Genomic DNA, 12001 nt, shown 5'->3' with positions numbered 1-12001 from the left:
ATGAAATCGAAGGATGAGATTCGCCGACTTTACGGAGGCAAAAATAAATTGCTTTTAAGTTTGCTTTTTTCTGTAATATACATTGTTATCACTTCTTCTGGTGGTGGTTCTACACCTGCGTGGCAGCAGGAAAATGTATCATTTCCTATGATGGATTTAGAGATCAATGCCACGATGAAAGAACACGAAAGGCAAACAGAAATGCGCCAAAAGCAAACACTGAATGCTACGGTCGAAACAGCCAACAGAACGCAATGGAACAATTTTAAAGATAAGGTTACTAAAATTCAGGACAGATTGAGGATTGTTTCATTTGCCATTCAGGCAATTCCAGCCGGAATTGCAATGAGCAGGGAGATTACGAAGATCACACAAAATCAGACCGCAATCATCAACGAAATTAATGATGCACCCTATTCAATTATAGCTGTTTTGCCTGCTCAAGTTCAGTTTGTGAATGATTTGCAAATGATAACACGGCTTGTAACCGGAATCATTTTGTCTTACGGAGCCATCAACCAAATGGAGAAATCAGAACGTAAGATTTTACTGGATTATGCTTTGGGTGAAGTAAAAACATTGAGCAGGAATTCCACGCATATGCTTTTGAAGATAAGAGATATAAAAGCCAAAGTAAAGCGTAATAAAAGAACCTTCCAATACTATGTCAATAGAGACAGGCAGGTGGTTGAAAACATAATGGTAAACATTAAATCTTTTTAGAAATGAGAAATCTAAGATTATCTCCTGTCAGTCGATGAAATCGAAGATTCGGCGTAGCCAATGTATTTGGCAAATTCCTTAATGAAATAATAATGATATGAGCAAAAAAGCAATTCTTTTTGGAGCTTTATTTTTCACTATAGCACCTGTAAACAGCCAGCAAATAGTGATTAATGACAAATTGTTATCACAGATCACTGTCAATCATGGTGTTCGGTTAGGAAGCGAGCAGACTTTTTTAGATTCTTATGAAAAGCAAAAAGAATTGTATGATGACGTCAATAATAAAATAACGCAAATTATAGCGATTCAGGAATACATCTATCAACAACTGAAAAATGTCAATTCCGCACTGATACAGAGTAAAAAGCTCATATACCTGTATCAATATCTCAGTAAAATAGTGACCAACTCCAACAAAATGTTGGATCTATCTGCACAACATCCCGAATATGCTGTCTTGGTTTCAAAATACTATGTAGAAATCGGCAAGCAGACTTTGAAGCTTCAGCAAGAAGTTACGGAAGATATCCTAAAAGAAGACAAAGGTTTTCTGATGGATTCGATGGATAGGGAAATGCTCATTGAAAAAATATTTATAAGGGTCAGAAACATTAACGGGAATATACTGTACATCAATTTACGATTAGAGAATGCCAAGAAGATCCCTTATCTGTATCAGGTTCCTGTACTAAGAAATTACATCAATATAGACAAACTTATTGTTGGCGATATTATTCAAAAATACAAATACATTTTTAATTAAAAACTATGGAAAATTTATTAAGAAAAGGAAAATTTTTCCTCTTATTATTGATTGTAACAAATGTTTTTGGACAAGTCAGTGTGAAAAGATTGAATGACCCATCAATTGTAGCCCAGCATAAGAGAATGACATTTGAAAGCTGGGGAGACTGGCGACCATATCCCAAATATTTTCTGGGAATCCAAACCAATTTTGCTTACGCTACGGTTTGGGGAATGTGGGCACCTAATATCAACAGGGATTACAAAGATGGTGAAGACATCAGACCGTTAAAACCTACTGGAGTTCAAAATCAACGATTCGCCCAATTGAAATTTCAGGAAGAAGAAGCAAAAAAGATAAAAACCGCTTCGGATACTATTCATAAAAGAAGCGTTCAGGATTTTGCCCACTGGACTTCCGCTACAGTTGATGCAGACCCTCTTTGGCTGCTTTATTACAAACGAATGTTAAAACCCATTACTGAATTCCCCGATCATCCACAGAATTTTTTAGAATGGAAGCTGAAAGACCCACAAACCTATGAAACCCTTAATATCACAGGGACGATAAAAAGGCTTCAGGAAGAACTGGATCTCATCAAAGAAAAATATACAATGTCCAGAAGTATGGATATGCCAAGAGGAAAACGATTCCTGATGTACCACGAAACCCTTATGAAATGGAGAAAATTTGTATGGGAATTAAGAAATCACAATAACAAGACGACACTTCTCACTGATTACAAGAACATTTTAAAAAACCATTCAAATTACGCTTTACCGCCTGCATGGACACCGGCATCAGACGGGCAGATCGTCCATAGCACGATGCAACATTATAAACACAGATATTAAAATGAATAAAAATCTCACAATTTTTTGTTGCCTGCTGGCAATGCTTTTACCTGCAATGGGTTTCGCCCAGACAGATAGTGATTACAGTAATTTACTCCAATTTTTGAAGGGTGACGGCGCGTTTGAGAAATGGTTTATGGAAGTTTTCGCAAAACTCGACACCACTATACAAGATAGCGCTGCGGGTTCTGCTTTGGTCGGAAAAGCAATAGGCGGTTTAGGTGCTCTGATGTATCTCGGATATATGGGCTGGCAAATGGCAGCCGGAGACAGAGAATGGGAAATCACGCCGATGCTGAAACCAATTCTGATAGGATTTACGCTTGTATATTGGAACGGATTTGTCAGTATGATCCAGGCACCCTTTGAAGCCATTGCAGAACCAGGAATATCAATTTTCAGCGAAATAGAATCTGAAGTAAATGACCTGCGTGTTGAGAGATTCAAAAAGCAGCAACAATTATTGGATGCCGTCATAAAACTGAAAGCGGAAGAAGATGCGAAGCAGGAAGTCATTGAAAACACCACTGAAGATGTAGATGATTCTTGGTTTGATATCAGTGAGGGCTTGGATAAATTAATTCAGCCTATCAAAGAATGGTCCATAAGAATGGAATTCCAGATGCAAAAATTGGTAGCAGAACTCATTGAATTTGTCTGCCTTTCCATCCTTCGAATCTGTGTATATCTCATTTTCTTCATTCAAAAAATATGGGCTTATATACTCATCATTTTAGGACCGATAGCCGTAGGAATGGCGCTAGTTCCAGGCTTTGAAAATTCATTATATAGCTGGGTATCGAAATTTATCAATATCAATCTCTACACTTTTGTTGCCTATACCATCATCAATATTGGTCAGCAGTTGATCGCTTCCGGCTATGAGATGGAAATAGAACGATATGACACCTTATTATCCAACGGAATGATTACAAACTTGGACGCGTTGATGGTCTATGTGAGTAATTCGGGAATGATCTACAACCAGTTATTTACCTGTGTTGCTTATGTTGTGACAGGAATCGGGGTTCTAATGACGCCAACTATTGCAGACAGTATTGTTTCAGCAGGAGGAGCGGGCTCAATGACCAAAATGAAAAATGCAGCCGGAAAAATAGCCAGCGGTACCAAAACAGCAATATTGGCTGCCAAAACAGGAGGTGCTTCTGTAGCAGCTGCCACAGCTAAAAATGCAGCAGCCGGTTCTGCATCTGGTAGGGTAAATAGTGCGATGAAAAACGGAAAATAGCTCTATTAAGAATGACCAATAACCAAACACGATCAACCAACAACTAAATAAAAATGCTAATAAAAAATATAGAACAAAGAATTAAAGTAAATAAAGTAGTGTCCATAGCAACCATTGCTTTTGCTGTTTTCATAGTCATTGGCGGATTTTTCTTTGCCTACAAAATGATTGAAGATTCACGAAAATCAATTTACATTTTAGACAATGGTGTTCCGGTTCTCGCCAAACAAACCGATGTGCTGTTGAACAGACCTGTGGAATACAAAGCTCAGATAGAGCTTTTCCACAGACTGTTTTTCACACTGGCTCCGGATGATGCTTACATCAAGGATAATATTCAAAAGTCAATGTATCTCATTGATGACAGTGGAAAAAAAGAATATACTAATCTAAAGGAGAAAGGATTTTATAATCAGATCATCGCCTCCAGTTCAATGGTCAGCATCCATACCGATTCTATTACCATCAATATGGAACAGAAGAAATTTGGTTTTTTCGGCAAGCAGATGATCGCAAGAAAATCTTCAGTCATTACTAGGAAGCTGATCACGGAAGGCTTCTTTGAGGATATTATCCGAAGTCCGAATAATCCTCACGGCGTGATTCTTAAAAACTGGCGGATCATTAATAATGAAGAGTTATCAAATCAAACTAAAAATTCTTATTAAAAATGAGTAATATATTAAAACAAAAGGGACAAAAATGGATACAATGGGCAGTTCAAAATCCGAAGAAATTCTTTACCTATTCAATGATCCTGCTGTCAGTCTCTTTTATAGCATCGATTATTCAGGGTATATTTTTTCCTTCCGAAACAGCCTTCAAAATAAGACCTCCGGTTCTCTATTCTAAAAATAAGGTGAATCAAAGTTTTCCCGTGAACAATGATAAAGAGATGGAGCAGATTGTGAACGAACTCAAAATTTTAAAAGTGAAAAGAGACCAAAATACTCTGAAAAAAGAAGACAGTTTACGAATTGACTATCTGTTTAACCAATATCAAAATTTAAAAAATGGACATTAAAAAAATCAATTTTAAAGATAAAAAATACGTTTTGCCGCTTTTGGCTCTGCCATTTCTTTTTCTTTTCGGCTATGTGGGAGCGCAGTTTATGAAGGAAGACACGTCTGAAAAAAATAAACCAAAAGAATTGTCTCTCTCATTGGGCGATACGCAGGATTCTATTATGACTAAAAACGATGCTTATGATGAATTCTTTAAAAAAGAAGACAACCGAACGATGCTTGGTGGTTTAGATAAGGAATCAGACAGTTTATTAAGCTACGATGATCAATTATCATTAGACCAAAAAAGAAAAATTGATTCATTAAAGACAGTCAACGGGAGACAGAATAAATACCAGGCAAAAGGAGATCAATCTTCCTATTACAATCCCAATCAGCAACGGGATGACAAAGATTATAAAAGGTCTTCAGAGATCATCAAAATGTTGAATGAAAAATCTTATGGAAAAGACGATAACAAATATGGAGATATACCAAAAGAAAAACCACAAAGTGTCCAGCCAGATCCTGTAAAATACCTGAAAGAACAAATGCTTGTGATGGATTCTTTAGAAAAATCCCGTGATCCTGAGTATCAAAACAAATTGGCGGCTGAGCAAAAACTCAAAGCAAATAAAGACAAAATGGAAGATTTTCTTAATTCCACGTTCAATGTCAGCAAGTCAGGAATTAACAATGAGTTCAATGCTTTTTATAAGGAAAAAGAAAACAGCTTTATTAAAGCTGTTGTTGACGAGAATAACAAAGGCTTTCTCGGAAGCAGAATCAGATTCCGATTATTGGAAGACATCTTTGTCGGAAACAGAAAAATAAGCAAAGGTTCAATATTATATGGGCAGATCTCAGGATTTTCAATGCAAAGAGTTAATCTGAGTATTGTATCAGTATTTACCAAAGGAGAAATTTTTCCTGTCAACCTTTCCATTTATGATATTGATGGGATGAAAGGACTGTACGTTCCGCAAAGTGTTTTCAGAGATATGATGCGGGAGATGGGAAGTAATTCGGTTCAGGGAACCCAGATGGATATGGGTGGGAAAGGATTCTTCTCAAGTATTGGAACCAGCTTGTTTACTTCAACTTCCAAATCAATTGCCAATCTGATCAAAGAAAACAAAGCAAAACTAAAATACAATTCTTACGTCTTTTTGATCGACGAAAAACAACTGAAAGATTCACAAAACCAACAAAAAAAATAAACAAATGAGAATTACATTATACACTCTGTTACTATTTATTGCAAATTTATTAACGGCACAAACCGCCACCAAGGAACAAATTATTTCCGATTTACCGGAGATTGAATTGACTGAAGGCATCAACCTGCATATTATTTCACCAGAGCCTATACAATATGTGGATTTGTCAACAGAACAATTAACAGGAGATCTTCCGGCTGGAAATATTGCCAGAATTAAAATCACGGATAATACTACTGCTACCAAAGAAGAGAAACTAAAAAAAGCTATCGTTAACGCCAATAGTAATATTTATACCAATGGAAGTAATATTGGTATTATCACCGTTGTTGCACAGTCTTTCATTGCACAGTACAAAGTGGTTTATCGAAATCAGGATAATCTAAACACGATTACCAATATCCATATCCAACCCGAAGCAATGCAACCCGTTGAGTTTGAAAAAATAACATTTTCTAATCTTGAGTTAAGAAAGTTTGCGATGGATATTATTCAGAAAAAATCTGAGAAAAATCCGATTCGGGAAGAAAAAAATCTGAAACTCGGCTTTCAGCTCAATAATGTATATGTCATCAGTGACTATATTTTTTTAGATATGACTATCAAGAATAATTCTAATCTGAGCTATGATATTGAAGATTTAAAATTCTCCTTAGAGGACAAAAAAATCCATAAGGCAACCAACAACCAGAGTGTAGAACTGATTCCCATTTTACAGCTTAATCCTCAAAAACACTTCAGGAAAAATTTCAGGAACATTTATGTTTTCAAAAAATTCACTTATCCCAACTCCAAGGTGATGATGATTCGTCTGATAGAAGAACAACTCTCAGGCAGAACCATTGAAATGAAAGTCAATTATTCTGAAATTCTCAAAGCCGATACTTTCTGAAATGGAATACACCATAAAATTATCAAGATCCCAGGGTAAAGAAATTCGGCAGGAAGCAATTTCGTTTGGAATAGATGATATCGGGGAATACTTGCTTGATAATAAGATGAAAGCAGTTATCAGATGGGAAGAAAGTGAGTCCATCAGAAGCATAATGCAGGAGAAAATACTATCACATCAGCAAAAGAGTATTCTAAATGAATTTGGACAACAATATTTTAAAAACATATCCAAAGCGAGAGTGTTTTTTGAGAATGAAGAACATTTTATGATCAGATTAAAAGTAAAATTAAAAGAAAATAATATTTAGAAAGAATGCAAGAGCAACAACATCAGATCAAGATTTACGGATTCCTGCAGAAAGCAGTGTATGCGGTCGTTGCGTTAGATTGTGCTTCGCTTTTTTACCTAAATGCCGATGTTCCAGTAGTATCCAACCTTCTGAAAAATTTCTCAAAGTTGAGTTTTATTTATCCTCCGATCAATGCGAAATTTGCAACATTGATTTTGATTGGATTGGTTGCCATCGGAACAAAAGCGAAGAAAAAGAAAGACTTAAATATCGCTACTGAGATTGTTATCCCGATGGTTTTGGGATTACTGATGCTATTTTCTTCATTGATTTGGCAGAATGAGGCAGGAGATACAAAACTTCCAAAAGTATTTCCGGGCTTTAATCTCTATCAAGTCATTTATGCGATCCTTTCATTTTTGGGAGCGGTAATTCTGCAAATGGGAGCTGACAGTATTTCAAAACTGATGCAGCAAAAGATGGGGAAAGACCGATGGAACATAGAAGAGGAATCATTTGACCAAAACCAAGAATTGGTAAATACACCTACAAGCATTAATATTCCTTATGAATTTAGATGGAAAGGAAAGTTAAATAAAGGCGTAATAAATATAGATCCATTTCGTGGAACGATAGTTATAGGAACGCCAGGATCCGGAAAAACTTTTGGGGTTATAAATCCCGCCATCAGACAAATGATTGCCAAAGGGTTTTGTCTCTGTATTTACGATTTTAAATTCCCGGATTTAGCACAAATTGCCTACTATCATTATTTACTAAAAAAAAGTAAAGATTCAGACTACGCTTACAATTTTCACGTCATCAATCTAAATGAGGTTGAAAAATCAAAACGGGTCAACCCATTCAAAAAAGAATATGTAAAAACTTTGGCGGAAGCGCAGGAAATGGCAGAATCGATGGTTTCTTCCCTTCAAAAAGGAGGTTCTTCTGGAGGTGGTGGTTCTGATGCTTTTTTCACTCAATCTGCGATCAATTTCCTTTCATCCTGCATTTATTTTTTTGCTACTCACGAAAACGGAAAATATTCAGATCTACCGCACATACTTTCATTTATGAATAGAAGTTATAAAGAAATTTTTGATACCCTTTTTACTAATGAAGAAATTTTCTCTTTGCTTTCTCCGTTCAAATCTGCTTATGAAAACAAAGCTTTTGACCAATTGGAAGGACAAGTCGGAACATTAAAAATTTTTCTTTCCAGACTGGCAACTAAAGAAAGTTTTTGGGTCTTTTCGGGTGATGAAGTTGAATTAAAAATAACAGACAGAGAAAACCCTTCCATCATCATTTTAGCATCAGATCCCGGAACACAGGATATTAATTCGGCTCTTTATTCATCAGTATTAAACAGAACATTAAGACTGATCAATTCCAAACACAATTTACCTGGCGGAATTATCGCCGATGAGTTTCCAACGATTTACATTCATAAGATTGATAACATCGTTGCTACCGCAAGAAGCAATCGGGTGGCTGTTTTACTCGGTCTTCAGGAACTTCCTCAACTTCGTCAGTTTTATAAAAAAGAAGTTGCCGATACTATTTCTGCAATTGTTGGAAATATTCTTTCCGGATCCGCCAGAGACAAAAATACACTTGATTGGCTGGAAAAATTATTCGGAAAAATTAAACAGAAGTCATACTCACAATCCATTTCACAACAAGGAACTACGACCAGCATTAATGAAAAAATGGACAATATGATCCCTGCCGGAAAAATTGCAGCTCTGAAAACCGGAGAAATGGTTGGAATGATTGCACAGGGAGAAGAAAATGATGCAGAAGAATACAAGACTTCTGCGGTTAGTGGTAAGATCAACTTGGATATGAAAACGATAAAAGAAGAAGAAAGCAACTATGTGAAAATGCCGTCATATTACTCTTTTGTAGATAAAAAAGGGGTTAACCGTAAAGAAGAAGTGCTGATGACCAATTTTAGAAGAATTAACAAAGAGGTGGAGTTGATTGTTGACGAATTAGTTAAAGCATAATCTGATGAAATCACCAAAAATAAAAACAAAAATATCTACAGATGAAAAAATCAAAAATAATATTGTTGGGTTTCATACTAATGAGCGGGTTTTCCTTTGCCCAGTTCAATACGTTGATACCAACATTACCAAAGAAATCTGAAAATCTAAAAATTGCTGAAAAATCTGATCAAGAAGACCCGGCGAAACAAAAAAAAGATAAAAAATTTTGGAAACAAATTTTAAACATCACAACAAAATCAGCTTTAAAGCAAGAAATAGATTCCTTGAAAATGCTGATTAAAGAATATGGAAGTGTAAAGGATGAAAGGATAAATGACATTGAAAAACTGAAAACTTCTTTAACGCAGCTCACTCAGAATCAGCTCGAAAAGAAAAGAGAAACATTAAAAAAACAGAATGCAGTTAGGACTTATGATTTTGCAGATGAACCAACAGAATATTTTTCAAAAATTGTAATGCCACTTAAAAATAAATTAACAGTGACATCATCTTATGGAACCAGAACGCATCCCATTTTCGGAAGCAAAAAAATGCACAACGGGATCGACCTAAAAGCCAGCTATGAAAATGTTTATTCCGTAATAGATGGTATTGTAACTGCAACAGGTTGGGATCCTAAAGGCGGCGGAAATTTCATCAAAGTAAAACATTTCAATCGTTTTGAAACGACCTATATGCACTTATCCGAGATCTATTATAAGATTGGAGATAGAGTAAAAGCAGGATTTATTATTGGTAAAAGTGGAAATACCGGAAACTCCACGGGACCACATTTGCATTTTTCGGTGAAGGAATTTGGACAAAATATCAATCCTTCTCAATTTTTAAACGACCTCATAAAAGTAAACAATTTAATAGCAAACCATTATGAACACTAAAACCTTACCAACAGACGAACTAAAGAAATACGGAATAATCAATGAAGATCTATCATTTTCTAAAAAATTAAATGCAGATGATGTTCAGAAATTTCTGAAAGGCTACACCATCGTTGCAGACCACAACAAAAACAGGGCTACTTTTCAGCTTACTGAAAATAATTCCAAACTGAAGGTCATTTTTTTGGAACGAGATAAAAGTATTGATGAGATTCTTAAAAACAGTAAAGCCAATATTGAATATTCCAATATTCAAGACCTTTCAAAATCAGAGAAAGAAATGGTTTATGAAAAAAAGGCTTTCATTTTCGACAAAGAAACCAATAAGGTGGTTGAATTTGACCTGATCAAAAATACAAGAGAACTCACCGCAATTATCGCGGATAAAAGAGATATCGCTGAAACTAACCGCTACAAAACTGAACTTCAAAAACTAAAATCTTTCCTTCAGTATAAAATTGACCAGTTCCCGGAAATGGCAAAAGAGATCACCAATGATCTGAATATTGTAGCTAAAGAAATAGGGACGGTTGATGGAATTTCTAAAAAGCAAAATGATACTCAAAAACTGGATAAAACTGACATTCAGCTGAATGTCAATGACCCTGATATGTATCAAAATTCCAGGCGATACTGGGAAGAGGAAGAAGAACTACACAGACCCAAAGGCAGAGGAAGGTAATTTTTTATTTGAACAATAATTATGAAGAGTAATGAAATTTTATATTCAAAGGGAAATAATGACGAATGCCATACTCCAGACTATGCAGTTATTCCAATCATAGAATATATACCCAAAAATGCCATTATCTGGTGCCCCTTTGATACACAAAATAGCAGATTTGTAAAAGAGATTTCTAAAACAAACAAAGTTGAGTTTTCACATATCGATAATGGTAAGGATTTTTATAGATATGAACCAGAAAACTGGGACATTATCATATCAAACCCGCCCTATACTAATAAAAGAAAAGTTTTTGAAAGATGTATGGCTTTCAATAAACCTTTTGCATTGCTAATGTCAAATACTTGGTTAAATGATGCTGCTCCAAAACAACTTTTTATGCAAAAAGAGTTACAATTACTAATGTTTGATAAAAGAGTCAGATTCAACTGTCGAGGAATAGTAAACAATAAAATCACGTTTAGCAGCAGTTATTATTGTTGGAATTTTTTACCGAAGCAAATAATAATGCATACGATTAATACAACAAAAGCCATCCCTAAAGATTAGCATTTTACGTCGTGTTCAGATTTTATTTCAGAGTAACTTAAATGTCTGAAATTTTGATTTTAAGTGTTTTATTTCTACTAAGGTTCAATTTACTAGTTATTTTATTAATTCAAACAAACATAATCATACACGGATGAAAAACGAACTGTCCTGGTCTGAAAAACATATCACAACAAGAATTCCGGCATATAAAAAATTTATAAAAAAGTTTGAAAGTAATACTGAAGAATATTTGAATAAAGGACTCTCCAAAACGCAAGGACGATTTCTTGAAATATATAACAGACTGAATTACGAAAAGGCAAAAGAGGGCTATGCTTTTAAAATAGCAGTATTATATAAAAACAGACTACAATGCTCATTATATATTTCTTCTTTGAAGGCTTTTTTTAGTCAAATGGATTTATTAGAATTTTCAGATAAGCACACTTATATCTATCAAGATATTCCGAATCAATTTGAAATTTGCATTAAAAATGAATTAGAAAAAGAAAAGTTTTTATCTGATTTATGGGTAAAAGAATTGGAAAAGAGAACGGATTTGAGTTCAGGATTAACGCTTACGCAAATCGATGAAAGGCGAGCCTATCATCTACTGAAACATATGATTGAAGCTGAAAAGTTGGGAATTGAAATAACGCCATTTATTGAAGAGCATACGGAAGACCAAATAGTATCCGTCAACTTGACTGGGAAGAAAACAGTCCCGAATTTGATGGTCAGTTTTCGGAAGAAGACTTTGGCGAAATTTTAGTCCCCGCATCTGATCTTCCGGACGGCTGAATTTGGCGGGAATATGATGATGGGAGTGGTTCACTAAAAAGTCCAAGCGGCTACAATTACTATAGTTATGATATGCAAACTCAGGAATATAGGTCACCAACATTGGAC

Annotated in this window: 14 protein-coding genes; all 14 read left to right on the top strand. The window is 35.2% G+C overall.

Annotated features, from left to right (window positions below):
• The 14 genes from LO744_RS11655 to LO744_RS11590 all read left to right on the top strand — a co-directional run bounded on the left by LO744_RS11655 (nucleotide 1) and on the right by LO744_RS11590 (nucleotide 11864).
• On the top strand, nucleotides 1-723 hold the full coding sequence (locus tag LO744_RS11655) for a hypothetical protein (RefSeq protein ID WP_230669455.1): 723 nt from the start codon (nucleotides 1-3) through the stop codon (nucleotides 721-723).
• A 97-nt stretch (nucleotides 724-820) separates the two neighbouring features.
• Nucleotides 821-1489, top strand: a complete 669-nt coding sequence (locus LO744_RS11650; protein WP_230669453.1) for a hypothetical protein — start codon at nucleotides 821-823, stop codon at nucleotides 1487-1489.
• Between the two features lie 5 nt (nucleotides 1490-1494).
• Entirely contained in the window at nucleotides 1495-2325 is an 831-nt protein-coding gene (locus LO744_RS11645; RefSeq protein ID WP_230669452.1) for a hypothetical protein, read from the top strand.
• A gap of 103 nt (nucleotides 2326-2428) precedes the next feature.
• Nucleotides 2429-3574, top strand: coding sequence for a hypothetical protein (locus LO744_RS11640; protein WP_230669451.1), 1146 nt, complete (start codon nucleotides 2429-2431; stop codon nucleotides 3572-3574).
• Nucleotides 3575-3627: 53 nt separating this feature from the next.
• Nucleotides 3628-4242, top strand: a complete 615-nt coding sequence (gene traK, locus LO744_RS11635; protein WP_230669450.1) for a conjugative transposon protein TraK — start codon at nucleotides 3628-3630, stop codon at nucleotides 4240-4242.
• Between the two features lie 2 nt (nucleotides 4243-4244).
• Entirely contained in the window at nucleotides 4245-4598 is a 354-nt protein-coding gene (locus LO744_RS11630; RefSeq protein WP_230669448.1) for a hypothetical protein, read from the top strand.
• Nucleotides 4594-5799: a conjugative transposon protein TraM gene (gene traM / locus LO744_RS11625; protein WP_230670556.1), complete on the top strand. Its 1206-nt coding sequence runs from the start codon at nucleotides 4594-4596 to the stop codon at nucleotides 5797-5799. The genes LO744_RS11630 and traM overlap by 5 nt, the downstream gene beginning before the upstream one ends.
• Nucleotides 5800-5803: 4 nt before the next feature.
• Entirely contained in the window at nucleotides 5804-6691 is an 888-nt protein-coding gene (locus tag LO744_RS11620; RefSeq protein ID WP_230669447.1) for a DUF4138 domain-containing protein, read from the top strand.
• Between the two features lies 1 nt (nucleotide 6692).
• Nucleotides 6693-7001, top strand: coding sequence for a hypothetical protein (locus LO744_RS11615; protein ID WP_230669445.1), 309 nt, complete (start codon nucleotides 6693-6695; stop codon nucleotides 6999-7001).
• A gap of 5 nt (nucleotides 7002-7006) precedes the next feature.
• On the top strand, nucleotides 7007-8995 hold the full coding sequence (locus LO744_RS11610) for a type IV secretion system DNA-binding domain-containing protein (protein WP_230669443.1): 1989 nt from the start codon (nucleotides 7007-7009) through the stop codon (nucleotides 8993-8995).
• A gap of 41 nt (nucleotides 8996-9036) precedes the next feature.
• Complete coding sequence (locus LO744_RS20410; RefSeq protein WP_317207251.1) at nucleotides 9037-9876, top strand: M23 family metallopeptidase; 840 nt, start codon at nucleotides 9037-9039, stop codon at nucleotides 9874-9876.
• Nucleotides 9866-10558: a hypothetical protein gene (locus LO744_RS11600; protein WP_230669441.1), complete on the top strand. Its 693-nt coding sequence runs from the start codon at nucleotides 9866-9868 to the stop codon at nucleotides 10556-10558. The genes LO744_RS20410 and LO744_RS11600 overlap by 11 nt, the downstream gene beginning before the upstream one ends.
• Before the next feature lie 21 nt (nucleotides 10559-10579).
• Complete coding sequence (locus LO744_RS11595) at nucleotides 10580-11110, top strand: tRNA (adenine-N(6)-)-methyltransferase (protein ID WP_230669439.1); 531 nt, start codon at nucleotides 10580-10582, stop codon at nucleotides 11108-11110.
• 133 nt (nucleotides 11111-11243) lie between these two features.
• Nucleotides 11244-11864, top strand: coding sequence for a hypothetical protein (locus LO744_RS11590; RefSeq protein WP_230669437.1), 621 nt, complete (start codon nucleotides 11244-11246; stop codon nucleotides 11862-11864).
• Nucleotides 11865-12001: the final 137 nt, after the last annotated feature.

The sequence above is a fragment of the Chryseobacterium turcicum genome (assembly GCF_021010565.1).
In the GTDB taxonomy this organism is placed as follows: Bacteria; Bacteroidota; Bacteroidia; order Flavobacteriales; family Weeksellaceae; genus Chryseobacterium; species Chryseobacterium turcicum.
This window is presented reverse-complemented; position numbering and strand designations above follow the sequence as displayed.